The sequence below is a fragment of the Brevundimonas sp. genome (assembly GCF_036400995.1).
In the GTDB taxonomy this organism is placed as follows: domain Bacteria; phylum Pseudomonadota; class Alphaproteobacteria; order Caulobacterales; family Caulobacteraceae; genus Brevundimonas.
This window is the reverse complement of sequence record NZ_DASWWG010000088.1, coordinates 1-26,972: the sequence shown is the minus strand read 5'-3', so window position 1 is coordinate 26,972 and position 26,972 is coordinate 1. Positions and strand designations below refer to the sequence as shown.

At 69.7% G+C, this 26,972-nt stretch carries 29 protein-coding genes; 8 read left to right on the top strand and 21 right to left on the bottom strand.

The window, feature by feature from the left end; translation table 11 throughout:
- Window positions 1–14 precede the first annotated feature (14 nt).
- The 5 genes from VGE03_RS12610 to VGE03_RS12590 all read right to left on the bottom strand — a co-directional run bounded on the left by VGE03_RS12610 (window position 15) and on the right by VGE03_RS12590 (window position 3,212).
- Entirely contained in the window at window positions 15–758 is a 744-nt protein-coding gene (locus VGE03_RS12610) for a tetratricopeptide repeat protein (RefSeq protein ID WP_331046823.1), read from the bottom strand.
- Window positions 759–960: 202 nt separating this feature from the next.
- Window positions 961–1,797 (bottom strand): 3-methyl-2-oxobutanoate hydroxymethyltransferase, encoded by an 837-nt coding sequence (gene panB / locus VGE03_RS12605; RefSeq protein ID WP_331046822.1) that lies wholly within the window; start codon window positions 1,795–1,797, stop codon window positions 961–963.
- A gap of 57 nt (window positions 1,798–1,854) precedes the next feature.
- Entirely contained in the window at window positions 1,855–2,265 is a 411-nt protein-coding gene (locus tag VGE03_RS12600) for a hypothetical protein (RefSeq protein WP_331046821.1), read from the bottom strand.
- Complete coding sequence (locus VGE03_RS12595; RefSeq protein WP_331046820.1) at window positions 2,255–2,809, bottom strand: sigma-70 family RNA polymerase sigma factor; 555 nt, start codon at window positions 2,807–2,809, stop codon at window positions 2,255–2,257. The genes VGE03_RS12600 and VGE03_RS12595 overlap by 11 nt, the downstream gene beginning before the upstream one ends.
- Before the next feature lie 25 nt (window positions 2,810–2,834).
- The gene (locus tag VGE03_RS12590) at window positions 2,835–3,212 is read right to left on the bottom strand and encodes a hypothetical protein (protein WP_331046819.1); all 378 of its coding nucleotides are present in this window, start codon (window positions 3,210–3,212) and stop codon (window positions 2,835–2,837) included.
- 161 nt (window positions 3,213–3,373) lie between these two features.
- Here VGE03_RS12590 and VGE03_RS12585 point away from each other — a divergent pair, with 161 nt between their 5' ends.
- Entirely contained in the window at window positions 3,374–4,183 is an 810-nt protein-coding gene (locus tag VGE03_RS12585; protein ID WP_331046818.1) for an endonuclease/exonuclease/phosphatase family protein, read from the top strand.
- Here the strand turns inward: VGE03_RS12585 and VGE03_RS12580 are convergent.
- Genes VGE03_RS12580 through VGE03_RS12570 form a run of 3 tightly spaced genes read right to left on the bottom strand, consistent with a single transcriptional unit; the run spans window position 4,147 to window position 5,431 of the window.
- Complete coding sequence (locus tag VGE03_RS12580) at window positions 4,147–4,470, bottom strand: hypothetical protein (protein WP_331046817.1); 324 nt, start codon at window positions 4,468–4,470, stop codon at window positions 4,147–4,149. The genes VGE03_RS12585 and VGE03_RS12580 overlap by 37 nt on opposite strands.
- Window positions 4,460–4,999, bottom strand: coding sequence for an RNA polymerase sigma factor (locus tag VGE03_RS12575; RefSeq protein ID WP_331046816.1), 540 nt, complete (start codon window positions 4,997–4,999; stop codon window positions 4,460–4,462). Before VGE03_RS12575 ends, VGE03_RS12580 begins: the two co-directional genes overlap by 11 nt.
- 27 nt (window positions 5,000–5,026) lie before the next feature.
- Entirely contained in the window at window positions 5,027–5,431 is a 405-nt protein-coding gene (locus VGE03_RS12570; protein ID WP_331046815.1) for a hypothetical protein, read from the bottom strand.
- A 237-nt stretch (window positions 5,432–5,668) separates the two neighbouring features.
- On the opposite strand from VGE03_RS12570, the gene VGE03_RS12565 reads away from it, so the two are divergent.
- A complete protein-coding gene (locus tag VGE03_RS12565) occupies window positions 5,669–5,908 on the top strand; it encodes a hypothetical protein (protein ID WP_331046814.1) in 240 nt (79 codons plus the stop codon).
- Between the two features lie 146 nt (window positions 5,909–6,054).
- Window positions 6,055–8,274 carry a beta-glucosidase BglX gene (gene bglX / locus VGE03_RS12560; RefSeq protein ID WP_331046813.1) on the top strand — a complete coding sequence of 740 codons (2,220 nt, stop codon included), beginning with the start codon at window positions 6,055–6,057 and terminating at the stop codon, window positions 8,272–8,274.
- Here the strand turns inward: bglX and VGE03_RS12555 are convergent, their stop codons facing one another.
- Window positions 8,275–8,622, bottom strand: a complete 348-nt coding sequence (locus tag VGE03_RS12555; protein ID WP_331046812.1) for an arsenate reductase — start codon at window positions 8,620–8,622, stop codon at window positions 8,275–8,277.
- Between the two features lie 126 nt (window positions 8,623–8,748).
- Here VGE03_RS12555 and VGE03_RS12550 point away from each other — a divergent pair, with 126 nt between their 5' ends.
- Window positions 8,749–9,234: a VOC family protein gene (locus VGE03_RS12550; protein WP_331046811.1), complete on the top strand. Its 486-nt coding sequence runs from the start codon at window positions 8,749–8,751 to the stop codon at window positions 9,232–9,234.
- Here the strand turns inward: VGE03_RS12550 and VGE03_RS12545 are convergent.
- The 6 genes from VGE03_RS12545 to VGE03_RS12520 all read right to left on the bottom strand — a co-directional run bounded on the left by VGE03_RS12545 (window position 9,231) and on the right by VGE03_RS12520 (window position 17,241).
- Window positions 9,231–9,803 (bottom strand): 2'-5' RNA ligase family protein, encoded by a 573-nt coding sequence (locus VGE03_RS12545; RefSeq protein ID WP_331046810.1) that lies wholly within the window; start codon window positions 9,801–9,803, stop codon window positions 9,231–9,233. The genes VGE03_RS12550 and VGE03_RS12545 overlap by 4 nt on opposite strands.
- A gap of 6 nt (window positions 9,804–9,809) precedes the next feature.
- Window positions 9,810–10,871, bottom strand: a complete 1,062-nt coding sequence (locus VGE03_RS12540) for an SGNH/GDSL hydrolase family protein (RefSeq protein ID WP_331046809.1) — start codon at window positions 10,869–10,871, stop codon at window positions 9,810–9,812.
- 19 nt (window positions 10,872–10,890) lie between these two features.
- The gene (locus VGE03_RS12535) at window positions 10,891–13,290 is read right to left on the bottom strand and encodes an ATP-binding protein (RefSeq protein WP_331046808.1); all 2,400 of its coding nucleotides are present in this window, start codon (window positions 13,288–13,290) and stop codon (window positions 10,891–10,893) included.
- A 67-nt stretch (window positions 13,291–13,357) separates the two neighbouring features.
- Window positions 13,358–14,638, bottom strand: coding sequence for a patatin-like phospholipase family protein (locus VGE03_RS12530; RefSeq protein WP_331046807.1), 1,281 nt, complete (start codon window positions 14,636–14,638; stop codon window positions 13,358–13,360).
- A 1,014-nt stretch (window positions 14,639–15,652) separates the two neighbouring features.
- Window positions 15,653–16,588 carry an AEC family transporter gene (locus VGE03_RS12525; RefSeq protein WP_331046806.1) on the bottom strand — a complete coding sequence of 312 codons (936 nt, stop codon included), beginning with the start codon at window positions 16,586–16,588 and terminating at the stop codon, window positions 15,653–15,655.
- Window positions 16,588–17,241, bottom strand: coding sequence for a TetR/AcrR family transcriptional regulator (locus VGE03_RS12520; RefSeq protein WP_331046805.1), 654 nt, complete (start codon window positions 17,239–17,241; stop codon window positions 16,588–16,590). Before VGE03_RS12520 ends, VGE03_RS12525 begins: the two co-directional genes overlap by 1 nt.
- Window positions 17,242–17,311: 70 nt before the next feature.
- On the opposite strand from VGE03_RS12520, the gene VGE03_RS12515 reads away from it, so the two are divergent.
- The gene (locus VGE03_RS12515) at window positions 17,312–18,067 is read left to right on the top strand and encodes an SDR family oxidoreductase (RefSeq protein ID WP_331046804.1); all 756 of its coding nucleotides are present in this window, start codon (window positions 17,312–17,314) and stop codon (window positions 18,065–18,067) included.
- 21 nt (window positions 18,068–18,088) lie between these two features.
- On the opposite strand, the gene guaA is transcribed toward VGE03_RS12515, so the two are convergent.
- The 5 genes from guaA to guaB are packed head-to-tail and all read right to left on the bottom strand — an operon-like array spanning window position 18,089 to window position 23,543.
- Entirely contained in the window at window positions 18,089–19,648 is a 1,560-nt protein-coding gene (guaA, locus tag VGE03_RS12510; protein ID WP_331046803.1) for a glutamine-hydrolyzing GMP synthase, read from the bottom strand.
- Entirely contained in the window at window positions 19,645–20,355 is a 711-nt protein-coding gene (locus VGE03_RS12505) for a 5'-methylthioadenosine/S-adenosylhomocysteine nucleosidase (RefSeq protein ID WP_331046802.1), read from the bottom strand. The genes guaA and VGE03_RS12505 overlap by 4 nt, the downstream gene beginning before the upstream one ends.
- On the bottom strand, window positions 20,352–21,656 hold the full coding sequence (locus VGE03_RS12500) for an RsmB/NOP family class I SAM-dependent RNA methyltransferase (RefSeq protein ID WP_331046801.1): 1,305 nt from the start codon (window positions 21,654–21,656) through the stop codon (window positions 20,352–20,354). Before VGE03_RS12500 ends, VGE03_RS12505 begins: the two co-directional genes overlap by 4 nt.
- A gap of 10 nt (window positions 21,657–21,666) precedes the next feature.
- Complete coding sequence (locus VGE03_RS12495; RefSeq protein WP_331046800.1) at window positions 21,667–22,068, bottom strand: MAPEG family protein; 402 nt, start codon at window positions 22,066–22,068, stop codon at window positions 21,667–21,669.
- A gap of 17 nt (window positions 22,069–22,085) precedes the next feature.
- Entirely contained in the window at window positions 22,086–23,543 is a 1,458-nt protein-coding gene (guaB, locus tag VGE03_RS12490; protein WP_331046799.1) for an IMP dehydrogenase, read from the bottom strand.
- 129 nt (window positions 23,544–23,672) lie between these two features.
- Between guaB and VGE03_RS12485 the strand changes: the two genes are divergently transcribed.
- Window positions 23,673–24,236: a DUF2061 domain-containing protein gene (locus tag VGE03_RS12485; protein ID WP_331046798.1), complete on the top strand. Its 564-nt coding sequence runs from the start codon at window positions 23,673–23,675 to the stop codon at window positions 24,234–24,236.
- Between the two features lie 34 nt (window positions 24,237–24,270).
- Window positions 24,271–25,818, top strand: a complete 1,548-nt coding sequence (locus VGE03_RS12480) for a sodium:proton antiporter (RefSeq protein ID WP_331046797.1) — start codon at window positions 24,271–24,273, stop codon at window positions 25,816–25,818.
- On the opposite strand, the gene VGE03_RS12475 is transcribed toward VGE03_RS12480, so the two are convergent.
- Window positions 25,819–26,529 (bottom strand): RlmE family RNA methyltransferase, encoded by a 711-nt coding sequence (locus tag VGE03_RS12475; RefSeq protein WP_331046796.1) that lies wholly within the window; start codon window positions 26,527–26,529, stop codon window positions 25,819–25,821.
- Window positions 26,530–26,595: 66 nt separating this feature from the next.
- Between VGE03_RS12475 and VGE03_RS12470 the strand changes: the two genes are divergently transcribed.
- The coding region (locus VGE03_RS12470; protein WP_331046795.1) for a peptidylprolyl isomerase at window positions 26,596–26,972 on the top strand (377 nt) is incomplete at its 3' end.

The window sequence follows — 26,972 nt, the reverse complement described above, 5'->3', positions numbered from 1 at the left end:
CCTGGAAGCCGGGATCAGGGTTGGGCCGGAGCGGCGGGGGCCTGCGGGGCGGCCGGAGCCGGCGTCGCCGGCGCGGCGGCCATCTGGCCGGTGATGGCGCGCAGGTTGGCGGCGCTGCCGGTCTCGATGGCGTCGAGCGCCAGCTGGGCGCGGCTGCTGACGGCTTCCGGCGTGTCCAGATCGTTCTTCAGAACGCTCAGGATGTCCTTGGCCTCGTTCGGCTGGCCGTGCTGCAGCAGCGCCATGGCCAGGGCCTCGCGGGCGAAGATGCTGAAGGGACGCTTGTCGCCGATCAGACGCTCGGCCCGGGCGCGGACCTGCTCGAGGGTTTCGATGTCGACGGCCAGCAGCAGGGCCTTGTAGGCGGCCGAGTCGGCGATGCGCGGATCGCGAGACGCCTTGGCGGCTTCATCGAGATAGGCCAGGGCCTCGGCGTCGCGGCCGGCGTTCAGGGCGATGCCCGCGCGCTGCTGCAGGGCCATGGCCTTGTAGGCGCCGTTGCCTTCCTTGGCCGCCTGGGCGAACGCCGCGTCGGCGCCGAGCGGGTTGTTCTGCGACAGCGATTCGAGACCGCGGTCATAGGACATCGACGCCTTGTCGGCCTTCGAGGTTTCCCACGACTGCCAGCCCCACCACGACAGGGCGGCGATCAGGGCGATCAGCAGAACGCCGCCGACAATCGGCAGCCAGGTGCGGGCCAGACGCTTGTAGCGCTCGGAGCGAAGCTCCTCCTCGACCTGCTCGAAGACATCAGACACGGAACAATCGCCCCCACAAAACGGCGATCAGAGCCGTTGAATTTCAATCCGGCCGGACCCTAGACCATTTTTGCTTCAGGTCGGAACGACCTGAATCCAAAAAATGGTCCAGAACCATCTGGAGCCCGTCGGGCGGCGGAACCGAAGTCCACTTCCGCCTGACGGGCTCTAGAGGGTCAACCGCGCCCCCGCAACGCAGGCTTTACTGCGTGACCGGCTTTTTCGAGAAGTAGGTCTCGACTTCGGCAGGAAAACGGCGGCTCCGGACGTCCGCGGCATAGGCCGCGACGGCCCGGTCGATCTCGCCGCGCAGGTCGGCGTAGCGACGCACGAATTTCGGCGTCCAGTCGAACATGCCCAGCATGTCGTGGACGACCAGGATCTGCCCGTCGCAGGCGGCCGAGGCCCCGATGCCGACGGTCGGCTTGTCGATCGCCTCGGTGATGTCCCGCGCCAGACCCTCGGCCACGCCCTCGATGACCACGGCGAAGGCCCCGGCGTCGGCCGTGGCTTCGGCCTCGGCGATGACGCGCAGCCGTTCTTCCTCGGTCCGCCCCTTGGCCTTGAAGGCGCCGTCGGTCAGCACCGCCTGCGGGCGCAGGCCGACGTGGCCCATCACCGGGATGCCGCGCTGGACCAGATAGGCGATGGTCTCCGCGACGGTCGGGCCGCTTTCCAGCTTCACGCCCTGGGCGCCGGTCTCCTTCATCACCCGGGCGCAGTTTTCGTAGGCCTGCTCCTTGGAGCCCTCGTAGCTGCCGAAGGGCATGTCGATCACGACCATGGCCCGTTTCGAGCCGCGCATGACAGCCTGCCCGTGCAGGATCATCATCTCGAGGGTGACGCCGACAGTGTTGGGCAGGCCGTGCACCGCCATGCCGACGCTGTCTCCGACCAGCAGCAGGTCGCAGTGGGCGTCCAGCATCTCGGCGGTGGGGGCGTCATAGGCGGTCAGGCAGACCAGCGGCTCGCCGCCCTTGCGCGCCCGGATATCCGGGGCGGCGAGACGACGAACGGTTTCCTGCTTCTGGCTGGACATGGGGAAGCTCCGGTTCAGAACGCCGCCTAGATAGGCCGCCGGAGCCTCACCGTCACGTCACACTTCCTGGGACAGGCGCATCAGTCCGATGGAGGCGACCGCGATCAGGGCCGCCGCGGCCACCCAGAACATCTGCATTCCGCCCATGGAGCCCAGGTCCAGCGACCCCATCCCGAGTTGGTCCAGCCCGCCCTGCAAGGCGGTCTGGGCGTTCAGCGACGCCGCCTGCAGCCCGTGGCCGACCACGGCCGCCGGCTCGCCGGATTCGGGAGTGAAGCGGATCGTCAGCACCTCCCGCGCCGCGACCGCGCCGCCCACGACGCCGGCCGCTCCCAGCACCGCATAGCGGATGCGCGACCCGCGCTGCAGCCGCGACTCGACGTCGGCGGTGAACAGGGCCGCGTCCGGCATGGGCGGGGTGCGGGCGAACAGCCGCTCGATGGCGGGATCGAACTCATCAGCCGACATGCTGCGTTCTCCCCAGGGTTTCAGCGGACTGGAGCCGCGCGCGGAGTTTATCGAGACCACGTTTGACATGAGACTTCACCGTGCCGAGTGGCAAATTCAGGGCCGTGGCGATCTCGGGATGGGCCATGCCCGCCCCGTGACACAGGGACACGCACAGCCGTTCCGCCTCGCTCAGGCCCCTGAGGGCTTCATCGAGGTCCATCAGCCCGCCCGGATCGGGCGCGGCGACGGTCTCTTCCGTTTCAACTTCAGCGACGTAGCGCGCCTCCTTGGCGACGCGCTTGATGTAGAGCCGGGCGGCGATGCGCTTGACCCAGGCGGCGAAGGTCCCGTCCCCCCGGAACTCCGAGCAGCGTTCGAACGCCTGTATGAAGGCGTCCTGCGCGATGTCGTCCGCCAGCGCGGGCTGGGCGCCCATCCGGCGCAGCAGGGCGCGCACGGCCGAGCCGTGGCGACGCACCAGTTCGCCGAACTCCCGACGCCCGCCCGCCGCCGCGGAGGCGGCGAGCTCGACATCGTGCCGGTCAACAAGGGCCTGGGCCATGATGGTTCCCCCGTCCCCTGCCCGCTCAGTCCTTGTTCTTGTTGAAGACGCTCAGGCCCAGGAAGGCCACGCCGACGGTCGCGGGGACAGCCGCGAAGGCGAGGAAGGCGTAGAAGACCTTCTCCTCGAAATACGACAGCGCGCCGCCGCACAGGGCCACGCCGGCGGCGACCGCCAGCAGGATCACGCCCAGACGCATGTCCCGGTTGGCCGACGGCGGCCGGTGGATCGAGGCGCTCATCGATTCGATGACGTCCGAGGGCAGCGATTGCCCCTTCTCGATCGCGGCCCGCAGGGTTTGCTGCATCTCCTTCTGGGCCTTGATCTTCTGCAGCGTCTGGAAGCCGACGATGGCGGTGACCATGATGAAGGGGGACAGCGGGATCAGCAGTTCGGCGTCCATGTCGATAACCTCTCGTATCGCGTTGAACCGGAGCCTGACGTTCCGGCCTTCTGACGACAAGAGGCGGCCATGCGGGCCTACGGATGCGCGCGGCCGCGTGAAACTTTCGTAAGGCGGATGAAACCGGTTACAAGCCTCCTCAAAAAGGGAGAGGATTCGCCATGATCGATCGTCGCGCCATTCTGGCCGGGCTCGCCGCCGCGCCCGTCGCCGCCTGCGCCGGCCTGCCCGCCGCGCGAGGCCCGCAGCCCCTGCGTCTGGCCTGCTTCAACATCTGGCACAACCAGGGCGACTGGGCCGCGCGCCGGCCCCTGCTGGTCGAGGCGCTCCGCTCCGCGAACGCCGACGTCATCGCCCTGCAGGAAGTGCTGGAAGACGCGGCCGTCGGCCTGCCGAACCAGGCGCGGACGCTGGCGGACGCCTTGGGCGGCTACGAGATGCATTTCGTCTCGACCGATCCCGAAGGCGCGCCCCGCCGCTACGGCAATGCGATTCTCAGCCGCCTTCCGGTTCTGGCGCACGATTCGAAGAAACTGGAGCCCCTGGACGACTACCGGACCGCTCTGCGGGTGCGGGTCGAACTCGGCGGCCGCGCCGTCGACATCGTCGACACCCACCTGGCCTGGCAGGCCGACGCCCAGGCCGTCCGGGCGCGCCAGATCGGCGACCTTCTGGGCTGGCTGCCGAACGATGGGACCCCGCTGATCGTCATGGGCGACTTCAACGCCGTTCAGGAAGACGCCGGGCTGAACGTCCTGACCGGCGAGCGCTTCTTCAGCGCCATGCCGCGCAACGCGGTCCCGACCACGCTGAACCCGGCCAAGGGCCACCCCAACCGGGTGATCGACCACATCTTCGTCGAGCAGGCGCATTTCGCGCCGGGCGTCTGGTCAGTGCTGGGCGACACGCCGGTGAACGGCGAATATCCGTCAGATCACTTCGGCGTGGCGGCGACCGTCACCCTGCGCTGAAGCGCGCCGGTCAGCCACAGGGCCGTCCCGGTCGCCACGGCCGTGACCGCCAGCACGAAGGCCACCGGCGGAATGATGACCGCCGCCTCGCGGGCCAGGCTCTCCAGCAACGGGTGCAGGGCCCAAAGGACGACGCCCGACACCAGCAGCCAGGGCAGCAGCGCCCCGACGGCCGCCCAGGCGTGCCGACGGGCGACCCGTTCGGCGACCCGCGCCTCGAACGCGCAATCGCGCCGGGGCGGAGCCTCGGCGGCGAACAGGGCGGCGAGTTTCTGTTCAGGCGTCATCGGATCCTCCGAGCGCTTTCAGCAGGCGCGCCCGTCCGCGCGCAACATGGGACTTCACCGTGCCGAGCGGCAAGCCCAGCGCCTCGGACGCCTCGCCGTGCGACCAGCCGTCGGCCAGGCACAGGGCCACGCAGGCGCGCACGTCTGTCGGCAGTTCCGCCATGGCGGCCTGCAAGGCCATCCTCTCCTCCGGCGACACGCCCGCCGGCAGGTCGACGGTCTCCAGCCAGCCCGCGTCCCGGGTGGCTCCGCGGCGCGAGCCCCTGATCCTGTCCTGCGCCTTGCGCCAGGCGATGCCGCACAGCCATGCCCGGACACCCGCCGGGTCCTTCAACGACCGCAGCGAACGCCAGGCGGCCACGAAGGCGTCCTGGGCCACGTCGTCCGCCTCGGCCCAGCCGCTGCCCAGGAAGCGGCGCAGGAAGGCGCGCACCGCCGCCTGGTGCCGCTCCACCAGTCGCGAGAAGGCCGCGTCCGAACCGGCGAGCGCGCGGCTCACCAGTTCGGCGTCGGTCAGTTGCCCCTGCACGCTGCGGTCTCCCCCCGGGCCGCGGCCTCACCGGTCCCGGCGGGTGGTCAGGGCGCTGATCAGCGCCCAGACCGCCACGGCGCCCATGACGAAGGCCACGATCAGGAAGGCGTCCGTGCCGCCGTCCAGATTGGTGAAATAGCTGGCCCCGAGGAAACCCAGTCCGAGGGCCGCGAACAGGCCGAACAGCGACCAGTAGTTGGTCGGCTGGCGATTGCCCGGCGACTGACCGTCCCAGCCGTCCTCGTCCAGCGGACGCTGCAGCACCTTCAGCAGCGCCTCCGGCGGCTCCTGCCCCTTGTCGGCGTAGGCCTTGAGCAGGTTGATCGCGTCCTTCTGGCGGCGATAGCCGAGGAAGCTGTTGTAGGCGCCCAGCAGCCCGAACCCGATCGGGAAGATCAGCCACCAGAATTGATAGAGGAATTGTTCCATGGTCTTCGATCCGTGGCGTGGGGGTCTTCCCCGCGCTTTCATGGGGTAGTCGGCGCCGTCCGGCCCGACGGATGCGGCGCCTGCGGATTTTTTTCCGGCCGCCCGACGCTCCCCGCGCGCGGTCTCAAGGTCAAGCTGGCCGAACGCCACCGGACGGCGTACGACTCGGCAACCCCGCCGCGATCCGCCGTCGTGCGGTTCGCGCGGCCAGACAGTTCTTCCCTCCCGGAGCCCGAAATGGTCCAGATCACCTACCGCATCGTCGAACACGACGGAGGCTGGGCCTACAAACTTGGGGAAACCTTCTCGGAAACCTTCGCGACCCACGACGCCGCCCGCGCCGCCGCCGTGGCCGCCTCGCGCGAGCAAAAGGTGTCTGACGAGGACGCTTTCATCGAGTATGAGGAAGCCGACGGGCGGTGGATCACCGAACGCGCTGACGGCCACGACCGACCGGAGACGACGGTCGAGGGCTGATTGCCGCAACCGGTTTTGATCTTTTCGGGGTAGGCGGCGCGTTCCATGGCCGCTAGTCCTGCCCCGACTACAGTGGAACCGGTTACATGCACCAATTGCGCAGTTCAGCCCCTTCCCGTCGACGACTACTCGCAGGAGGCGCCCTTATGGCTGGAATGATGATGGCTCCCCGCATCGCGGCGGCGCAGGCCCAGGAAAACCTGTCCCGCGTGGACGCCCTGATCGCCCGCATGACGATCGAGGAAAAAGCCGGCCAGTTGAACCTGATGAACGACCCGTTCCGGTGGCGCCCCGAGGGGGTGAACCCGGGCGACGCGCTCGATTCGGATCAGACCCAGACCGCCGCCGACATCCGCGCCGGTCGAATCGGCGCCCTGTTCAACGGCGTCGGCGCGGGGACCACCCGTTTCGTGCAGGACCTGGCGGTCAAGGAAAGCCGTCTGGGCATTCCGCTGCTGTTCGCCGCCGACATCGTCCACGGCCTGAAGACCACCTTCCCGGTTCCGCTGGGCGAGGCCGCCAGCTGGGACCTTGATCTGGCCGAGCGCACCGCGCGCGCGGCCGCCGTCGAGGGCGGCGCCGCGGGCGTGCACCAGACCTACGCCCCCATGGTCGACGTTGCGCGCGACCAGCGCTGGGGCCGCGTGGTCGAGGGCGCCGGCGAGGACGTGCTGCTGAACAACCTGTTCGCCGTCGCCCGCACCAAGGGCTTCCAGGGCGAGGACCTGACCCACTGGTCGTCGCTGGTGGCCACGCCCAAGCATTTCGCCGCCTACGGCGCCGCCGAGGCGGGCATGGACTACAACTCGACCGACATGAGCGAGTTGATGCTGCGGTCGGTCTATCTGCCGCCATTCAAGGCCGCCTTCGACGCGGGCGCCCTGTCGGTGATGAGCGCCTTCAACGACCTGAACGGCGTGCCGACCAGCGGCAACAAATGGCTGCTGACCGACGTCCTGCACGGCGAGTGGCAGTTCGCCGGCTTCGTGGTGTCGGACTACACCTCCGAACAGGAACTGGTCGCCCACGGCTATGCCGCCGACGGCCGTGACGCCGCCCGCCTGGCCCTGATGGCCGGTGTCGACATGTCGATGAAGAGCGGCCTCTACATCAAGCACATCCCTGAACTCGTGCAGTCGGGCGACGTGCCGCTCGAGCGCGTCGACCAGGCCGTGCGCCGGGTGCTGATGACCAAGGCCGCCCTCGGCCTGTTCGACAATCCCTACCGCGGCTCGGACGTGCGCACCGAGCGCCGCGTCACCGGCAGCCGCGAGCATCTGGACCTGGCCCGCGAGGCCGGCCGCAAGTCGATCGTCCTGCTGAAGAACGAGGGCGACGTCCTGCCCCTGCCCAAGACCGGCAAGCGGATCGCCCTGATCGGTCCGTTCGGCGCCGACAAGGCCGACGTCTTCGGCCCCTGGTCGGTGTTCAAGGACACGGCGCTGGCCGTCTCGCTGGAAGACGGCCTGCGCGCGGCCATGGGCGAGGACGCCCACCTGACCGTGGTCAAGGGTTCGGACGTCGAGGCCCCCATCGCGGGCGGCGTCGAGGCCGCTGTCCTGGCCGCCGGCGAGGCGGACGTGGTCCTGCTGGCCGTCGGCGAATCCAGCGAGATGTCGGCGGAATCCAAGTCCCGCACCGAGATCACCATCCCGGCCCCGCAACTGGCGCTGGCCGAGGCTGTCGCCGCCACCGGCAAGCCGGTCGTGGTCCTGCTGCGCAACGGTCGCGGCATGGAGCTGTCGGGCGCCGTCAACGACGCGGCCGCCATTCTGGTCACCTGGTTCCTCGGCTCGGAAAGCGGCAACGCCATCGCCGACGTCCTGTTCGGCGACCACGCCCCGACCGGCCGCCTGCCGGTCAGCTTCCCGTATCGCTCGGGCCAGTCGCCGTACTATTACGCGCACAAATCGACCGGTCGCCCCTCGCAGCCGACGGATCGCGAGTTCACCTCGAAATTCCGCGGCGTGCCGCACGCGGCCCTCTATCCGTTCGGGCACGGCCTGACCTATGCGCCGATCCGCTATTCGGCGACCACGGTCTCGGCCGCGACGATGACCGCGGCGGACGAGCTGACGGTGTCGGTCAGCCTGACCAACGGCGGCGAGCGCGACGCCTCGGAAGTGGTGCAGCTCTACATCCGCGACCGCGCCGCCTCGGTCACCCAGCCGGTGCGCCTGATGAAGGCCTTCAAGCGGGTCGAGGTCCCGGCGGGCCAGACCGTCGAGGCGACCCTGCCGCTCAAGCATGAGGACCTGCTGTTCCTCGGCCGCGACCTGCGGCCGACGGTCGAGCCGGGCCTGTTCGACGTCTGGCTGGCCCCGGACGCCCAGTCGGGCGAACCGGCCCAGTTCACCCTGACCTGATCAGCCGAAGACGGCCGCATAGATCTCGGGTTTGAAGCCCACGGTCGTGCGGCCGTCGACGTCCAGCACCGGACGTTTGATCATCGACGGATTGGCCAGCATCAGGCCGATCGCCTTGTCCGCCGTCAGGTCCGCCTTGTCCTCGGGCGGCAGAGCCCTGAACGTCGTGCCCGCGCGGTTCAGCACGATTTCCCAGCCGTGCGTCGCCACCCAGCCTTCCAGCGTCGCCCGATCGATCCCGGCCTTCTTGTAGTCGTGGAAGGCGTAAGCCTGCCCGTTCTGCTCCAGCCAGACGCGGGCCTTCTTGACCGTGTCGCAGTTGGGAATGCCGTAGAGGGTGATGGTCATCGGGGGCCTCGTGTTGATCGGCGCCCGATCTGCCGCAGCCGCTTTGGTTGGGCAAGGAACCCCTCGCCCTCGACTTCATTTAACCAATGGGTTTAATATAGCGACACATCCACGAGGAAGACCGCCATGACCGCCCCGCGTCAGAAGATCATTCCCTGCCTCTGGTTCGACAAACAGGCCGAGGAGGCCGCCCGCTTCTACGTCTCCCTGCTGCCGGACTCGCGGATCGACGAGGTCCAGACCGCGCCCGGCAACTATCCCAGCGGCAAGGCCGGCGACGTCCTGCTGGTCGAGTTCACCCTCGCGGGCCAGCGCTACACTGCCCTGAACGGCGGCCCCTATTTCAACTTCAATGAAGCGATCTCGCTGCAGATCGAATGCGAGGACCAGGCCGAGGTCGACCGGCTCTGGGCCGCCCTGTCGGCGGTCCCCGAGTCCGAGCAGTGCGGCTGGGTGAAGGACCGCTACGGCCTGTCCTGGCAGATCACCCCGCGCATCCTGACCGAACTGATGGCGGACGGCGCCCCGGACGTGAAGGTCCGCGTCTTCAACGCCATGATGCAGATGAAGAAGCTCGACGTCGCCGCCATCGAGGCGGCCGCCAGGGGCTAGACCAGCGGCCAGCGCCCGAGCGTGTGATAGGTCGAGCGCCCCACCTCGCTGTGGATCAGCTCGACCTCGGCCGCCCGCCACGAGATCGGCGCCACCGCCCGCTCCGGCAGCCGGGCGTCGCCGTACATCAGGGTGACGTGCGGGTTGAACTGCGGGTTCGACAGCGTCTTCTTCAGGCGGCGGTGGATCGCGTCCCACAGCGTGCGGCGGTAGGCCTTCAGCGCCTCCAGTCCGTCCTCGCCCAGCAGGACGTGCGGATGTTTCCCCGGCGCGCCGCCGAAGCTGCCGACCCGGTCAAAGGACACCACGAAGGACGGCTGCTCCATCGCCGCGATCACCGCCGACACCTCGGCCGCGACATCGGCGCGGATGCTGCCCGCATAGTCCCCGACGTGGATCAGGGTGACGTGCAGCCGGTCGGTGCGGACCTCGCCTCCGGTCAGGCCGTACAGCTCCCTCGAGCGCCGCCGCACCTCCGCGGCCTGCTCGCCCTGGGCGGCGGGCAGCATCAGGCCGACGAACAGCCGTTCGATCGTCTGCGCCTCGCTGAAGTCGAACAGCCCCTGCATCGTTTCCTACCGGCCCGTTCCGGGCTCGCTGAACAGCGCGCGGGCGTCGATCTCGGCGGACACCAGATCCGCCAGCACCGCCTCGTCCGCGAGGGACGGATGCCAGTCACAGCCCTGCAGGTCCAGCCCCGTGAACGGCACGACGGTGACCAGCCCCGGCGTCACCCGGTTCACCGCCCCGGCCACCTGCCGGACGTCCTCAAGGAAGGCGTCGCCGCCCATCAGGATGAATTTCGCCTGCGGCTGCCGTCCCGTCAGTTCGGCGAGGAAGGCCACATACCGCTCGCGATAGGCCGCGCGCAGCGTCGCCTCGTCGGCCCAGCGCTCGTCCGCGCCCAGCGGGGTCGAGAAGTCATTGGTGCCCAGGTTCACGACGATGACCTGCGGCCGCCAGTCCCCGGGCTCGCCGTCCAGCGCCTCCGCCGCATCCGGCTTCAGCCGCGCATAGAGCGCCGGCAGGCTCAGTTCCCGCGAACCGCCGGCGTAGTTCCGCACGATGCCGAACCCCGAATAGGCGTTGATCCGGTAGTCGGCGTCGAACCGCCGGGCCACGCGCGGGCCGAAGGCGTTCTGGGTGTCCGTCGTCGCCGCGATCTCGTCCGGCGTGCAGGTCCGCGCCCTCGAGGTGTTGCCGTAGCCGACGGTGTAGGAATCGCCGATGAACTCGATCTGCCGCCCCTTGGCTGCGGCGGGCAGGGCATGGCCGTCGCCCAGCACGTCGAAGCCGATGAAGCGCCCGCCGCCGGTCTGGCTCTCGCCCTGCTTCTCCAGCCGGATCACGTGATCGCCCGGCGCCATGCCGGTCAGGGTCAGGTCCACCGTCCCCGCCCGCCGGAACACCGCCCTCTCCTGCCCGTCCAGCAGCAGCCGCATGCCGCCCGCCGGCGCCTCGAACCGCACGCGGACCCGGTCGCCGTGGAAGCGGCCCTCGAAATAGACGCCCGGCCAGCCGAAGCCCAGGGCGCCGTCCGCCTCCCGGATGACCCGGCCGCCGACATGCACGGGCAGCGGTTCGTCGGCGCGCGCGGACGACGCCGCCGCGGCCAGGGCCAGGGCCCCGGCGGTCATCAGGTTTTTCAGCATCAGGTCAGGCCGCGATGTCTCTGGGTTGAAGCGCCTCGGCCACCGCGCGGATCAGGGCCTCGGCCGCGACCGGCTTGGACACGGCGCCGCAGAATCCCTCCGCCTTCAGCTCGGCTTCCAGACCTTCCCCCGCATCGGCGGTGTAGGCAAGGATCGGCGTCAGACGGTTGGGCCCGCCGCCCGCGCGGATCATCTTCAGGGCCTCGCGCCCGCCCAGTCCGGGCATGCGCATGTCCATCAGGATCACGTCGTACAGGGTCTCGTCCGCCCGCTCGACCGCCGACAGGCCGTCGACGGCCTCGTCGACATCGACCCCCATCCCGCCGAGGAAGGCCCGGGCCAGTTCGCGGTTGGCCGGATGATCATCCGCGACCAGCACCCTCAGCCCGCCGACCTCGATCGCGGCCATGGGCGTCGCCGCCGGCGCCGCCTCGTCCTCGGCGCGGGCCGCCGGAATCTCGAACCAGAAGACGCTGCCCTCGCCCTCCACGCTGTCGGCGCCGATCTCGCCGCCCATCGCCTCGACCAGGCCCTTGCAGATCGCCAGTCCCAGGCCGGTGCCGCCGACCGACTTGTTCTGTTCGCCGTCGATCTGGGAGAAGCGCCGGAACAGCCGGTTCAGCTTGTCCTCCGGGATGCCGCCGCCGGTGTCGTGCACCGCGACACGCAGCCGTTCTTCCCCGGCGGACCAGCGCACCTCCAGCCGCACGCCGCCGTGAGCGGTGAACTTCACGGCGTTGCTGACCAGGTTCAGCATGATCTGGCGCAGCCTGTCCGGATCGGCCACCAGCGGCGGCAGGTCCGCGTCGGCGTCCAGCGTCAGGGCCAGGTCGCGCGCGCCCGCCTGCGGGGTGAACAGCTCCAGCGTCGCGGAGGCCAGCGCCTCCACATCCATCGGCTGGGGCCGGATCGCCACCTGCCCGGCCTCCAGCTTGGAGAAGTCCAGGATGTCGTTGACGGTGCACAGCAGGGCGCGCCCGGCGTTGTCGACCCGGCCGATGTAATCGCGCGCCGCGTCGGGAAGAGCCTGCTCCAGCGCCAGCCCTGTGAAGCCGATGATGCTGGTCAGCGGGGTGCGCAGCTCATGGCTCATATTGGCCAGGAAGTCCGCCTTCACGCTCGCCGCCGCCTCGGCCTCGGCCCGGGCCTGCTCCAGCTGGACCTCCAGCAATTTTCGCCGGGTGATGTCGCGGATCACAACGACGGTCTCGACCGGCTTGCCGCTGTCGTCGCGGATCAGCCGCATCCGGGTCTCGCCCCAGACGATCCGGCCGTCCCGGTGCAGCAACCGATGCTCCAGCGTCGCCGAGCCGCGCCCCTGTCCCATGTCCGAGAAGGTGCGGGCCAGTTCGGCGCGGTCGTCCGGATGGACGAACGAGGCCGCCGACCGCCCGGCCATCTCGACCGGCGTCCAGCCCAGCAGCCGCTCGATGGCGGGCGAGATATAGTTCGACGACCCGTCCAGCTGGACCCGCGCGATCACATCGGCGGCGTTGTCGGCCAGCAGCTTGTAGCGGGTCCGGCTGCGTTCGATCACCGCCATGGCCTCGCGCTGGTCGGTGATGTCCTGGAACACGCCGAAGACCGCCGGCGACTGACCGTCCAGCCCGGGCTCGGCCGCGCCCCGCGCGATCACCCGTCGACGGACCCCGTCGGCTCGGTCGATGCAGAGCTCCAGCGAGAACGGCCCCTCCCCCGCCACCGTCCGCGCCCAGTGGTCGGCCAATTCCTCGCGATCCTTCTCGGGATAGAAGGCCATCGCATTGTCGAAGGTCGGCACATGGGTGTCGGGCGACAGGCCGTGGATCGTATAGACCTGATCCGACCAGGCGACCCGGGTATCGACCAGATCCACCCGCCAGTGGCCGACGCCCGCCAGGCTCTCGACCATCGACAGCATGTGGGCGTTCTCGTTGCGCAGGCGCTCGGCGCGGGCCCGCTCCATCTCGGCCACCACCAGCCGGGCCAGATCACGCAGGCGATCCAGCGCCGCATCGTCCGGCCGCGCGCGAGGCTCGGTGTCGATCACGCACAATGTGCCCAGCGCCGCACCGTCCGACGCCGTCAGCAGCGCGCCCGCGTAGAAGCGGACGTTCATCTCGCCGGTCACGTTCGGATTGTCCCGGAAGCGCGAATCCCGCGTGGCGTCCTCGACCACCATCACGTCATGCGGCGGCAGGTCCAGCGCGTGGGTGCAGAACGAATCCTCCCGCGTGGTCGAACAGCCGTCCACGCCGACGCTGGCCTTGAACCACTGGACCTCGTCCTCGATCAGGGTGACCAGGGCGATCGGGCAGTCGAACAGATGGGCGGCGACCCGCACCGCGCCCTCGATCGCGGCGGAAGGCGCGCCGCCGATGGCTCTCAGGGAGCGAAGGGAAACAAGACGTTCAACTTCATCCATGGGACCACTCTCAAGCGCCCGGGCACCCTAGCGCCATCAGTCCTGATGTTTGGTTAGCGCGCGGCCGTCACCGCCCGGACGGCGGCGGGGCCGCGGCGGGGGCCACCAGGGGCGCTTCAGCGGTCAGTTCGACCGTCGGCTCCACCCACGCCTCCCCCGCCAGTGCGCGGGCCCGGCCCAGCTCGAACACCCGGACCATCGAGTCGTGATCGAAATTGACCGCCGACGCCTCGGTGTCGGGCGGGATCGAGGCCACCCGGAAGGTCACCCCGTTCCGGTTCGCGAAGGCGGCGTTGGCGGCCAGATGCGTTCGGGTCGTGGCCTTGCTCATGCTCTCGTAGGTGCGGGTCAGGATCGCCGGCAGGCTTCCGCGCACCACGCCCGTCGTGCGCCCGGTCTGGCCGTTGACCAGCACATACAGCGACACCCGTTCGGCGCCCGGGGTTCGGGCCGATGACGCCAGCACGGTCTCCGGCACCGCCAGGAACGGCATGTTGACCCCGCCGTCGACGTGCATCTCCTGCACGATCTGGCCGTCCTGCAGGGCCGAGATCATCACCGGCGGGAACACGCCCGGAATGCTCGCCGACGCGATCAGCACCTCGCGGAACAGCAGCAGGGCCTGCGCGTCGCCCTGGGTCGCCAGCTGCCCCATGTCCCAGACCACGGCCTCCTGGGTGTCCAGATTGGTGGTCACGACCAGAAGCCGCCGTCCCTTGGCGTGCTCGACCGCGATCCGGCGCAGCAGCTCGGGCGTCACGTTCTGGTCCACCAGCCGTCTGAGCGGCGCAGCGCTGAACAGGCTCGGCCCGACCAGTCCGGCGAGCGCCCGCGGGCTCAGCAGCCCGTCGGCGCCGCCGTTGGTGTAGGCCGCGCGCAGCTCGTCGTCCCACTCGGGACCGAGGAAGGCGAAGGGCGCCGTCAGGGCTCCGGTGCTGATGCCGGTGACGATATCGAACTGCGGCCGGGTCCCGGCCTCGGTCCAGCCGACCAGCACGCCGGCGCCGAACGCGCCGTTGGCCCCGCCGCCCGACAGGGCCAGGATCGCGCCGGTGGCGTCCGGCGCGGCCAGCCGACGGGTGAACAGTTCGATGACCTCGTTCATCCGCACCTGATCGCCGGGACGGATGCGGGGGTCCTGGGTCGGGGACACCGGCGCATCCAGCTGGCGCACCGGCAGGGGCTCCAGCCGGGCCAGGGTGCCGCAGGCGGACAGACCGGCGGCGAGCGCCAGCGCGATCCCCGCCCTCAGCACACCCGCGCGCCACGCGCTTCCCACCCGTCCGCCGTTCATGCCGTTGCTCCAGACGCCCGGCGCGACGCCGGTCCCGACGGGGAAAAGCCTCAACAGCGCAGGTTGTTTCGTCCGGGCGGCGCGAAAGACCGACTTTCAGTCCCGGGGCGCGCGATCCGGCAGGTTGCTCCACACGGAAACCCCGCCGACCACGATCATGAACACAGCGAACAGACCGACGATGGCGGCGACGACGGGAACGGCGGCTTCAGGCATGACAGGCTCCTTGTGTGGCCCGTCCTGTGCGCCCGCGGCGCGCCCTGCGCCTTGATCCGGATCAAACGGCGACGGCCGTCAGTTGACGGGCGCCTCGGGCCTGAAATCGACCGCGAAGGCGACGAGACCTCTCGGGAGATCAAACTCGCCCGCCTCAGCCTTACGAAGCGCCTCCCGGCCAAGTCCCCAACCGACCGGCGTTTCATGCCAGAGCGAGCAATCCGAGACCCGTCGCTCTCCATGACTTCGGCACCGAATGAGCGCCGTACCCCTGTCTATGCCGTGACGAGCCGCTTCCGGCGGCGTCGTTCCCCCTCTCATCGTGGGGAGCGCCGTGTCCGCCACCTCATTCCCTTGCTGGGTCAGGCACTGAACACATTTCGGCTCTCCGAATGAGACAACCGGATCATGCCCCTCCGAAGTGATCGTCACCGGAATGCTCACATACGAGGAGACCGAGGACCCGTCCCATGTCTGAGGAGCCATTCGGCCTTTCGGAGACCAACGGAAACGGTCGCGAAACGCGCCGTCGTCGCCGGCCAGCGCAAGCCGCCTCACAACGGAGACCCGGCACGCCCCTGGGAAACCGTCGGCGGACAGGTTGCACTCCACGTCGAAGTCCGCGTCCGTCACTCCGTAATGACGCGCCACCGTCACCGCGTCGCTAACAGACGGAGCGAGCCAACTGGGCATGGTGATCACGGGCGGCCGCGTCAGGGCCGGAGCAGCCGGGTGTGAGCCGCTCGCGATCAGGGTCGCGCAGACCACCCAAAGCCCTGTCAGCCCCCAACGCATGACCGTCCCCTTCGAATATGGATCACACCGCGCCCGAAGTCGGTAATGCCGCCCGGCCTATCCGATCCAGCTCAGCCAGCCGATGATCAGCGGCGCCGACAGGATTGTCGAGACCAGCACGACGCGCGAGGTCAGCGCCGCCTCCCGCCCGTACATCTGGGCCAGCATGAAGGCGCCCGTGCCCGTCGGCAGCAGGGCCAGCAGCACCGCCCCGTGCATCAGCTCCGGCGGCAGGCGGAAGACGAACACCGCCAACGCCCAGGTCAGCAGCGGCTGGGCCAGCAGCTTCAGCCCGGTCAGCAGGGCGATGTCCCCCGCCGACGGCTTCGCCGCCTCGCTCTTCTCGGCCAGGAACAGCCCGAGCGTCACCAGCGCGCACGGCGCCGCCGCCCCGCCCAGCAGGTCCAGGAAGACATGCAGCGGCTTCGGCTCGCCCCATCCGGCCACGAGAAACACCGCGCCCAGCGCCGGGGCGACGACCAGCGGGTTCCGGGCCAGCGACAGCCCCACCTTGCCCGCCACCCGCAGCGGATCGCCGCCGCCGTCCTGCAGGCTGACCTCGATCAGGACGATGGCCACGGCGAACAGCACGCAGACGGTGATCAGGGTGGCGATCAGGGTCGGCGCCAGCATCCCCGTCCCCATGGCGGCCAGCGCCAGCGGGAAGCCCAGGAAGCCGGTGTTGGCGTAGGCGGCGTTCAGCCCGTCGACCGAGGCGTCGGCCAGCGGCCGTCCGCGCGACCGCCGCCACAGCACCGTCGCCCCGAAGACGATCGCCGCTCCCAGACCGAAGGCGCCGATGAAGTCGGGCCGCCAGATCTCCGTCCATTCCGCCCCGGCGACGATGTCGAACAGCAGGGCCGGCAGGGCCAGGTTGACCACGAAGCGGTTCAACTCCCGCGTCGCGCCGCCGCCGAGCGCGCCCGCCCGGCGCGCGACGAACCCGGCCAGGATCAGGGCGAAGATGGGCAGGACGATCAGGGCGACGGACATCAGGCGGGCGTCGCCCCGGCGGCGTCCAGATTGGCGGACTGCAGATAGGCGTGACAGGCCCGCGGCAGCTCCCGGCGAAGGCGCGCAAGGCTCTGCTCGGACGGATCAGCCTCCATCACCACCCTGACCGACCCGCCCAGCAGCGCGGTCAGCATGAAGGCGGTCGAGGCGCGGTCCGCGAACCGCGCGTCGGGCGCGCTGGCCAGCAGGGCGTCGAACATCTCCGTCATCAGGCCGGCCGCCCGCTCCATGTGGGCCGACAGGTCGAACTCGCCGGAGACGCCGTAGATCGCCCGCGAGGACACGATATCCGCCATCTTGGCGTCCAGCCAGGCCGTCGCGAGCCCCTCGGCAATGGTCTTCAGGTCCCGACCCATCAGCCGCGCGGACGCCGCGCAGATCGCCTCCTCCATCAGGGCGAACTGCTTCTCGACGATGCCGAACAGCAGGGCCTGCTTGTGCGGGAAGTACTGGTACATCGTCCCGACCGAGACCCCCGCCCGCTCGGCAACGCGCGTGGTCGTGAGCCGACCGACGCCCTCGGCCAGCAAAACCTGAATGGTCGCCTGCCGGATCGCCTCGATGGTGGCCGCCGACCGGGCCTGTCGTGGCGTTTTGCGGGGCTGCAGCAGCGCGGGCTCGGGCCGGTTCAAATGCGAATTCCGAAACTGAAGGATGCTTCATATTTTGAAGCCTCACTTCGCCCCCCGCAAGGAGTTTCCCATGCCTTCCGTTCTCATCAGCGGCTGTTCGACCGGCTTCGGCCGCGAGACCGCGCTGTATTTCCTCGACAAGGGCTGGGCCGTCGTCGCCACCATGCGCGATCCGGCCGCCGCCGACCTGCCCGCCTCGGAGCGCCTGCGCGTGCTGCCGCTGGACGTCACCGATCCGGACAGCATCGCCGCCACGGTCGCCGCCGCCGGTCGCGTGGACGTTCTGGTCAACAACGCCGGCATCGGCTGGCTGAACGCCATCGAGGGTACGCCGATGGAAACCGCCCGGCGCGTCTTCGACACCAATCTGTTCGGCGTCATCGCCATGATGCAGGCGGTGCTTCCGGGCATGCGCGAGCGTCGTTCGGGCGTCGTCGTCAACATCGGCTCCAGCTCGACCTACAAGCCGCTGCCCCTGCTGTCGGTCTATCGCGCCTCCAAGGCCGCGCTGAACGCCCTGACCGAGTCCGCCGATCTCGAGCTGGGCGAATTCGGCGTCCGCGCCCGCGTCGTCCTGCCCGGCATGGCGCCGTCGACCGCCTTCGCCGACAGCGCGCGCGGCAAGGTCATGGATACGGGCGGCTTCCCCGAGCCCTACGCCGACTTCACCGGGCGGACCATGGCCGCGATGATGGCGGCCGCCGACGGTCCGGTGACCACGGCCCGCGACGTGGCCGAAGCCGTGTATCGCGCCGCGACCGATCCGGATTGTCCGATGATGCTCCCCGCCGGCGCCGACGCCGTCGCCTGGGCGGCCGACGCGTAACCCGGGCTCAGTCCGGGGCGATCACTCCCACTCGATCGTCCCGGGCGGCTTGGAGGTGACGTCGTAGACGACGCGGTTCACGCCGCGGACCTCGTTGATGATGCGCGTGGCCGTCTTGCCCAGCACATCCCACGGGAACTGGTAGAAGTCCGCCGTCATGCCGTCGGTCGAGCTGACGGCGCGCAGGGCCAGCACCTTCTCATAGGTGCGGGCGTCGCCCATCACGCCGACGGTCTTGACCGGCAGCAGCACGGCGAAGGCCTGCCAGATGTCGTCGTACAGTCCCGCTTTCCTTATTTCTTCCAGATAGATGGCATCGGCATCCTGAAGCGTCGCGACAGCTTCCGGCGTGATCTCGCCGGGGATGCGGATGGCCAGGCCCGGCCCGGGGAACGGGTGACGGCCGACGAAGGCCTCGCTCAGGCCCAGCTCACGGCCCAGCGCCCGGACCTCGTCCTTGAACAGCTCGCGCAGAGGCTCGACCAGCTTCAGCTTCATATAGTCCGGCAGCCCACCGACGTTGTGGTGGCTCTTGATGACGTGGGCCTTGCCGCTGGACGAGGAGACGCTCTCGATCACGTCCGGGTACAGCGTCCCCTGCGCCAGGAATTCGGCGCCCTCGATCTTGGCGGACTCGCGGTCGAAGATCTCGATGAACACCCGGCCGATGGTCTTGCGCTTGGTTTCCGGGTCCGACTGACCGGCCAGCTCGCCGAGGAATTCCTTCGACGCATCAACGTGGATCAGCGGGATGTTGTAGTGCTCGCGGAAGAGCGTGGTGACCTGTTTCGCCTCGTCCTTGCGCAGCAGGCCGGTGTCCACGAACACGCAGGTCAGCTGGTCGCCGATGGCCTCGTGGATCAGCACCGCCGCCACCGACGAGTCCACGCCGCCCGACAGGCCGCAGATCACCTTGGCGTCGCCGACCTGTTCGCGGATCTGGGCGATCTTCTCGTCGCGATAGGCCGCCATGGTCCAGTCGCCCTTCAGCCCGGCGATGCCGTGGGTGAAGTTCTTCAGCATCTCGTGGCCGCGCGGCGTGTGCATGACTTCCGGATGGAATTGAACGCCGTAGAAGCGTCTCTTCTCATCCGCGATCACCGCGTACGGAGAGCCCGAAGACGAGGCGACGACGTCGAAGCCTTCCGGGATGGCGACGATCTTGTCGCCGTGGCTCATCCAGACTTCCTCGTCCTCGCCGACCGGCGCCAGGCCCGCCAGCAGGGGCGAGGTCTTCTCGACGGTGATGGCCGCGCGCCCGAACTCGCGGGTGTGGCCGCCCTCGACCTTGCCGCCCAGCTGTTCGCACATGGTCATCTCGCCGTAGCAGATGCCCAGCACCGGCACGCCCGCCTCGAACACCGCCTGCGGGGCGCGAGGGCTGCCTTCCTCGTGCACGCTCTCCGGCCCGCCCGACAGGATGATCGCCGCCGGGTTCATCGCCGCCATCGCCGCCTCGGCCTTGGCGTAGGGATGGATCTCGCAATAGACGCTGGCCTCGCGCAGGCGCCGCGCGATCAGCTGGGTCACCTGACTGCCGAAGTCGACGATGAGGACTTTCTGGTGGGCGGGCTGGGTCATGCGAGCGATTCCGGGGAGGGCGTGGAATGGGCGGGGTCTTGGCCGTCTGACACGGCGAATTCAAGGGCGGCGAGGCCGTCGGCCTCCAGCACGGCGATCAGGCGATCCAGCGCCGCCGCCAGGTTCTCGTCGACGTGGTGCAGGGTGGACGTCCAGTCCTCCAGCGCCTTCAGTTCGGCGCGCCCGTCCGACACCCCGCGCAGGGCCACCAGAGGCAGGCCGAAGGTCTGGCAGGCCCGCAGCAGGGCGAAGGTCTCCATGTCCACCATGTCGGCGTCGATGGCCTCATAGGCCTTCCCGGACACGACATTGCCGCCCGTCGACAGGGTGGCCGTCGGCACGCCCGGGATCGGGCATGGCAGCGCCATCACCGCGGGCAGGTCCAGCAGGGGCGTCTTGCCCTTCTCGAAGCCCAGGGCGCTGGCGTCCATGTCGCGGTAGCCGACCGATGAGGCCTGATAGACCGCCGCGTGCTCCAGGATCGGCGAGCCGCACGACCCCAGCGACAGCACCAGATCGGGCTGCTCTCCCCTCGCCTCCAGCCGCGCCAGTTCGGCGGTCAGGGCGACCGCGCCCTCGACCGGACCGATGCCGGTCATCAGCGGCCGGATGCGCGCCTGCAGATGGGCGCCGTACTCCGCCGGGGCCGCCATGACGCAGAGGACCGAGACGTCGCCGTATCGTTCCATGCGCCAGGCGCCGCTCACGAAGCGCGCTCGTACAGGGCGACGAAGAAGCCGTCGGTGTTGGTCGATGCGGGCGACAGGCGCAGGCGATGCCCGTCCGCCTTCGCCGCCAGCATCGCCGCGCCCTCGCTGTTCAGCGCCGCGTCCGACAGGGCCGAGGCCACCGACACCGGCGTGAACTCCGGATGCGCCGCCTCGAAGGCCGCGACCGAGGCCTCGTTCTCGCGGCTCAGCATCGAGCAGGTCACATAGACCAGACGCCCGCCCGGCTTCACCAGCTGGGAGGCCTGCGACAGGATGCGGACCTGCAGGGCGTGCAGCCGCTCGACCTCTTCCGGGGTCAGCCGCCAGGCGTCCTCCGGGCGACGCCGCCAGGTGCCCGAACCGCTGCACGGGGCGTCGACGAAGACGATGTCGACCTGACCGTTCAGGTCCTCGATCCCGCCGCCGTTCTGGCCCAGCAGGCAGAGGTCCGCCGCCACGCCCGCGCGGGTCAGGCGGGGCCGGATGTTGTCCAGCCGCTTCTGCACCACGTCGCAGGCCACCAGGGTGCCCTGCGCCTGCATCGCCTGGGCCAGCGCCAGGGTCTTGCCGCCCCCGCCCGCGCAATAATCGACCACCGTCAGGCCCGGTTGGGCCCCGGCCAGCCACGAGACGATCTGGCTGCCCTCGTCCTGGATCTCGATATGCCCGGCCTTGAAGGCCTCCAGCGCCTGCACATTGGGCGGCGGCTCGCTGGCCAGGCGCAGGCCGAAGGTGGAGTAAGGCGTCGGCTCGGGCGACAGGCCCGCCTCGCGCAGCTCGCCCTCGACCTCATGGACGGTCGCCAGCAGGCCGTTGACCCGCAGGTCGATCGGCGCGCGCGGCGCCATCAGCTCACGCGCCTCCTCGGCCCAGCGGTCGGCGTAGGTGGCCTTGAAGTCCTCCACGGCGAACTCGGGCAGGCCCGAGGCCACCCAGCCCGGCAGCTCGCCTTCGCCGGCGGCGGTCAGGCGGGAGCGCTCCTGCTTGGACAGCGGACGCGGGCTGTAGCCGTCGCCCGAGTGCAGGGCCTCGATCTCTTCCAGCGACAGGCCGTCGATCAGGCTCAGCGAGCCGATCACCAGCGCCCGGCCATCCTCGCGCCCGCCCATGGCCCAGACCAGACGGCCGCGGGCGCGCAGCACCTTGTAGACGCGGTCCGCGATGGCGCGGCGATCCTTGGACCCGGCGAAGCGGTTGGCGACGCCCCAGGCCTTGAGGACGGATTCCGCCGGTTGGCGGCCCTGGGCGATGCTGTCCAGGATCGAGGCGGCGGCGGCGAGACGGGCGGCTGGGGTCAACTCAGGGCTTTCAGACGAACAGGGCGGCGATGACCATCAGCAGCCCGGCGGTGGCGATCAGCCAGACCAGCGAACGGACGACGGGCACGCCGAAGGCGTAGAGCGGCACATAGATCAGCCGCCCGAAGAAATAGAGGTGCGTGCCCAGGAAGGTCAGGGTTCCCCCGTCCTTCCCGGCCACATGGGCCATGATGACCGCGCCGATGAACAGCGGCAGGGTCTCGAACAGATTGGACTGGGCCCGCATCAGACGGCCCGCCAGCTTGCCCGGCGGCGGGTTCTCGCCGTCGCGCGGGCCGGCGTTCCACTTGGCGCCCAGCTCGGCGGTGCGGGCCATGCCCGCCGCGCCGATCTGGATCACCGCGAGGATGAGGGTGAAAGCCAGCAGAATGAATTCAGGCGTCATATCCATGGCTTGCCCTCCCCGGTTCAGCCCTGACGATAGTTCGGAGCCTCCCGCGTGATCATCACGTCATGGACGTGGCTCTCACGCAGGCCGGCCCCGGTGATACGCACGAACCGGGCCCGTTCCTGGAAGTCCGGAATGGTGCCGGCGCCCACATAGCCCATCGAGGCGCGCAGGCCGCCGACCAGCTGGTGCAGGACAGGGCTGATCGGCCCCTTGTACGGGGTCTGGCCCTCGATGCCCTCGGGGACCAGCTTCTCGGTCGAGACTTCCTTCTGGAAGTAGCGGTCGGCCGAGCCGGCGCCCATGGCGCCCACCGAGCCCATGCCGCGATACGACTTGTAGCTCCGGCCCTGGTACAGGAAGACCTCGCCCGGGCTTTCGTCGGTGCCCGCGAACATCGAACCCATCATGGCGACGTTGGCGCCCGCCGCGATGGCCTTGGCCAGGTCGCCCGAATACTTGATGCCGCCGTCGGCGATGACCGAGGCGCCGGTGCCCTTGGCCGCGCGGGCCGAGTCCATCACGGCGGTCAGTTGGGGCACGCCCACGCCCGCGACGATGCGGGTGGTGCAGATCGAGCCCGGGCCGATGCCGACCTTCACCGCATCGGCTCCCGCGTCGATCAGGGCGCGGGTGGCGTCGTAGGTGGCCACGTTGCCGGCGATGATCTGCAGGCGGTTGTTCTCGCGCTTGATGCGCTCGACCACGGCGGCGACCGAGGCCGAGTGGCCGTGGGCGGTGTCGATCACCACCACGTCCGCGCCCGCGTCCGCCAGCGCCATGGCGCGCTCGAAGCCCGCGTCGCCGACGGTCGAGGCGGCGCCGACCAGCAGGCGGCCCTGCTCGTCCTTGGCGGCGTTAGGGAAGGCCTGCGCCTTCTCGATGTCCTTCATCGTGATCAGGCCGACCGCGCGATAGTCCTCGTCCACGACGATGACGCGCTCGATCTTGCGGGTGCGCAGCAGTTCGCGCGCCTCGTCACGCCCGGCGCCCTCGCGCACGGTGATCAGATCGCCCGTGGTCATCAGGGCCGCGGCCTTGAGGTTCGGGTCGTTCTCGAACCGCATGTCGCGGTTGGTCAGCATGCCGACCAGCTTGCCGGTCTTCGGATCGACCACCGGGAAGCCGGTGATCTTCTTGCGCTCGACGATCTGGCGAACCTCGCCCAGCGTGGTCTCGGGGCCGACGGTGACCGGGTTGACCACCATGCCGCTCTCGTAGCGCTTCACGGCGCGAACGTGATCGGCCTGCTCCTCGATGGTCATGTTCCGGTGCAGGACGCCCAGACCGCCCGCCTGCGCCATGGCGATCGCCAGGCGACTTTCCGTCACCGTGTCCATGGCGGACGACAGCAGCGGGATGTTCAGTTTGATGTCGCGGGTCAGCTGGGTCGAGACGTCGACCATCGCCGGCATGAACTCGGACGGGCCGGGTTCGAGCAAAACATCATCGAAGGTGAAGCCTTCGCGTATCTCCATGAGGAGTCTCCGTTTTGCGGGCCGCGTATAACCGCAGCCGGGGCGGAACCGCAAGGGCTGCGGGCGGGCTATCGGACTGATAAGAAAAATTGCCTTGCGTCGCGGGGCGTTGACCCCAATCTGGTGAGAATGGTTCGCACCCTGATCAGCACCGCCCGCCAGCTCGCGCTCAAGATCGCGAGTTACGGCGTCATGCACCTGATCGTCGCGATCCTGGTGGCCTTCGCCATCACCCGCGACTGGCGCCTCGCGCTGGCGGTCGGGGTCGTCGAGCCGATCTTCCAGACCATCGCCTATTCGATCCACGACCGCGTCTGGCACCGGATCGAGCGGCGCGGGACCCTGTCGGGCGTCGAGGAGGCGTCGGAAGCCTTCACCGCCCGTCTGGGCGTCATGGACCCGGCCGAGCAGAGCCGCGCCCACGGTCATCACGGCCACGGCCACCATGGCCACAGCCACGCCCTGCCCCGCTCGCTGAAGCAGATCGCGCTGAAGTCGGTCACCTACGGCCTGATGCATTTCACCGTCGCCGTGCTGGTCGCCTACGCCCTGACCCGCGACATCCGTATCGCGCTGACCATCGGCCTGCTGGAGCCGCTGGTGCAGACGGTCTTCTTCACCATCCACGACCGCGTCTGGACCGCGCTGGAGGCCCGCAAGGCCCGCCGCGCGGCGGATCTCGCCGAGGCCTGACGCCGGGCGCGACATGCGCTAGCCTGTCGCACCCATGCACGGCTTCGAGACCATACTCATCGTAATGGCGGCGGCGGTGGCGATGTCGCTGCTGGCCCAGAAGCTCAACGCCCCCTTCCCGCCCTTCGTCGCCCTCGCCGGGGCCATGGCGGCCTTCCTGCCCTTCACGCCCGAGCTGACGCTGGACCCGCCGCTGGTCCTGGCCCTGTTCGTCGCCCCCGTCCTGCTGGACGCCGCCTTCGACAGCTCCCTGCGCGACCTGAAGCGCAACGTGGTGCCCATCGCCTTCCTCAGTCTCGCCGCCGTGGCGGTCACCACGATCGCCGTGGCCCTGACGGCGAAGGCGCTGGTCCCCGCCCTGCCCTGGCCCGCCGCCGTGGCGCTCGGCGCCATCGTCGCCCCGCCGGACGCGGCCGCCGCGACGGCCGTGCTGCGCCTCATCCCCGCCCCGTTCCGGATCCGCACCGTGCTGGAGGGCGAGAGCCTGTTCAACGACGCCGCGTCCCTGCTGATCTACCGGATCGCCGTGACCGCCACGATCGCCGCCATGCCCGGCGGCTGGCAGCTGGGCGGCGCCGTCGTGCTCGCCACCGTCGGCAGCGTGCTGTTCGGCCTGATCGCGGCGTGGATCCAGGTCCGCGTGGTCGGCCTGCTGAGCGAGGCCCCGCCCGCCATCGTCATGCAGTTCGTCGGCGGCTTCGGCCTGTGGATCATGGCCGAGCATCTGGGCCTGTCCGCCATCATCACCATCGTCGTCTTCGCCATGGCCGCCGCCCGCATGTCGGCGCGCAATCCGGCGACGATCCGGGCCCCGACCTACGCCGTCTGGGAGACGGCCGTCTTCGCCCTGAACGTCCTCGCCTTCATGCTGGTGGGCCTGCAGATCGGCCCGATCTGGCGCGAACTGGCCCCGGCCCAGCGCGTGGAGTACGCCCTGTTCGCCCTCGCCATCCTCGGCGTCTGCGTGGTCGTCCGGCTGGTCTGGGTGCTGGGCTACAACGGCCTGGCCCAGATGCGGAACCGGCTTGCCGGTCGCCGGATGGACCGGGCCACGGAGGCGCCCAGCTTCGCCGCCGGTCTCGTGGTCGGCTGGGCCGGGATGCGCGGCGTGGTCAGCCTCGCCGCCGCCTACGCCCTGCCCGTGGACTTCCCCTACCGCGACCTGCTCCTGCTGGCCGTCTTCGCCGTGGTCATGGGCACCCTGGTCGGCCAGGGCCTGACCCTCGGCCCCTTGATCCGCTGGATGAAGCTGGGCGACGACGGTGTCCTGGCCGGGGAAGTCCGCAAGGCCCGCGCCGCCATCGCCGACGCCGCCATCGCCCATGTCTCGGGTCGCGACGATCCTCCCGCGAAACGTCTCGAGGCCGAGTATCACGAACGCCGCAAGGCCCTGGACGCCGCCTGCGAGGCTGACGGCCGGGTCTCCCTCCCCGTCGACGACCTGGCCGCCGAAGTGCTGGAGGCCAAGCGCGAGCGCCTGCTGCAGATGCGGCTGAGCGGCGAGATCAGCGACGCCGCCTACTACCAGATCGAGGAAGAGCTGGACCGCCGCGAACTGGCCCTCACGCCCGTGGTGCGCTGATCAGCGCTTGTTCAGCGCCACCAGAAACACCTCGGCGCTGTCCTTGCGGCTCGATTCCGGCTTCACGTATTTCACCGTCTCGAACTCGTCGCGCAGTCGCGCCAGAACGCCCCCGGCGTCCCCGCCCTGGAAATTCTTGGACACGAAATTCCCGCCCGGCCGCAGGGTGCGGATGGCGAAATCGGCGGCGATCTCGATCAGGGCGATGATCTTCAGGTGGTCCGTCTTGCGGTGGCCGACGGTGTTATGGGCCATGTCCGACAGCACCAGATCCGGCGGCCCGCCCAGCAGGTCCATCATCTGTTGATCGACGCCCGGATGGGTGAAGTCCGCCTGGATCAGCTCGGCGCCCGGCACCGGCTCGATCGGCAGCAGGTCCACGCCCACCACGGCCTTGGCCCCGCGCTTCAGCGCCACCTGCACCCAGCCGCCCGGCGCCGCGCCCAGATCGATCACCCGGCTGCCCGGCTTGATCAGGCGGAACCGGTCGTCGATCTCGATCAGCTTGAAGGCCGCGCGCGAGCGCCAGCCCTCGGCCCGCGCCTTCTCGGACCATTTGTCCGACAGCTGGCGCTTGATCCACTGCTGGCTGGACATCGACTTGGTGTCCGCCGTCTTCATCTTGGTGCCCATGCCGCGCCCGGCGGCGGTGCCGCCCGAGGGCGGGCGCACCATTCTGCGGCGTTCGGCGGGCTTTTCGTCTTCACTCATGACACCCACATAGCCGCGACAGCGTTTGCGGGCTATGACCCCGCGATATTTCAAAGGAGCGCGCCGATGGCCGAAACCCTCACCCTCACTCTCGACAACGGCGACGGCGCCGGCGGCGACGTCGTGATCAAGCTGCGTTCGGACCTCGCGCCGAACCACGTCAAGCAGATCACCGACCTGGCCTCGGAAGGCTTCTACGACGGCGTCGTCTTCCACCGCGTGATCCCGGGCTTCATGGCCCAGGGCGGCGACCCGACCGGCACCGGCACCGGCGGCTCGAAGAAGCCGAACCTCAAGCAGGAGTTCTCGGCCGAGCCGCACACCCGCGGCGCCGTCTCGATGGCCCGCACCTCGGACCCGAACTCGGCCAACAGCCAGTTCTTCATCGTCTTCGACGACGCCACCTTCCTGGACCGCCAGTACACCGTCTGGGGCAATGTCAT

Coding starts and splice junctions, on each gene's coding strand:
- panB (WP_331046822.1), bottom strand. CDS start 1,797: ATGTCCAGCCAGAAGCAGGAAACCGTTCGTCGTCTCGCCGCCCCGGAT.
- VGE03_RS12600 (WP_331046821.1), bottom strand. CDS start 2,265: ATGTCGGCTGATGAGTTCGATCCCGCCATCGAGCGGCTGTTCGCCCGC.
- VGE03_RS12595 (WP_331046820.1), bottom strand. CDS start 2,809: ATGGCCCAGGCCCTTGTTGACCGGCACGATGTCGAGCTCGCCGCCTCC.
- VGE03_RS12590 (WP_331046819.1), bottom strand. CDS start 3,212: ATGGACGCCGAACTGCTGATCCCGCTGTCCCCCTTCATCATGGTCACC.
- VGE03_RS12585 (WP_331046818.1), top strand. CDS start 3,374: ATGATCGATCGTCGCGCCATTCTGGCCGGGCTCGCCGCCGCGCCCGTC.
- VGE03_RS12580 (WP_331046817.1), bottom strand. CDS start 4,470: ATGACGCCTGAACAGAAACTCGCCGCCCTGTTCGCCGCCGAGGCTCCG.
- VGE03_RS12570 (WP_331046815.1), bottom strand. CDS start 5,431: ATGGAACAATTCCTCTATCAATTCTGGTGGCTGATCTTCCCGATCGGG.
- VGE03_RS12565 (WP_331046814.1), top strand. CDS start 5,669: ATGGTCCAGATCACCTACCGCATCGTCGAACACGACGGAGGCTGGGCC.
- bglX (WP_331046813.1), top strand. CDS start 6,055: ATGGCTGGAATGATGATGGCTCCCCGCATCGCGGCGGCGCAGGCCCAG.
- VGE03_RS12555 (WP_331046812.1), bottom strand. CDS start 8,622: ATGACCATCACCCTCTACGGCATTCCCAACTGCGACACGGTCAAGAAG.
- VGE03_RS12550 (WP_331046811.1), top strand. CDS start 8,749: ATGACCGCCCCGCGTCAGAAGATCATTCCCTGCCTCTGGTTCGACAAA.
- VGE03_RS12545 (WP_331046810.1), bottom strand. CDS start 9,803: ATGCAGGGGCTGTTCGACTTCAGCGAGGCGCAGACGATCGAACGGCTG.
- VGE03_RS12540 (WP_331046809.1), bottom strand. CDS start 10,871: ATGACCGCCGGGGCCCTGGCCCTGGCCGCGGCGGCGTCGTCCGCGCGC.
- VGE03_RS12535 (WP_331046808.1), bottom strand. CDS start 13,290: ATGGATGAAGTTGAACGTCTTGTTTCCCTTCGCTCCCTGAGAGCCATC.
- VGE03_RS12525 (WP_331046806.1), bottom strand. CDS start 16,588: ATGTCCGTCGCCCTGATCGTCCTGCCCATCTTCGCCCTGATCCTGGCC.
- VGE03_RS12515 (WP_331046804.1), top strand. CDS start 17,312: ATGCCTTCCGTTCTCATCAGCGGCTGTTCGACCGGCTTCGGCCGCGAG.
- guaA (WP_331046803.1), bottom strand. CDS start 19,648: ATGACCCAGCCCGCCCACCAGAAAGTCCTCATCGTCGACTTCGGCAGT.
- VGE03_RS12495 (WP_331046800.1), bottom strand. CDS start 22,068: ATGGATATGACGCCTGAATTCATTCTGCTGGCTTTCACCCTCATCCTC.
- guaB (WP_331046799.1), bottom strand. CDS start 23,543: ATGGAGATACGCGAAGGCTTCACCTTCGATGATGTTTTGCTCGAACCC.
- VGE03_RS12485 (WP_331046798.1), top strand. CDS start 23,673: ATGGTTCGCACCCTGATCAGCACCGCCCGCCAGCTCGCGCTCAAGATC.
- VGE03_RS12480 (WP_331046797.1), top strand. CDS start 24,271: ATGCACGGCTTCGAGACCATACTCATCGTAATGGCGGCGGCGGTGGCG.
- VGE03_RS12475 (WP_331046796.1), bottom strand. CDS start 26,529: ATGAGTGAAGACGAAAAGCCCGCCGAACGCCGCAGAATGGTGCGCCCG.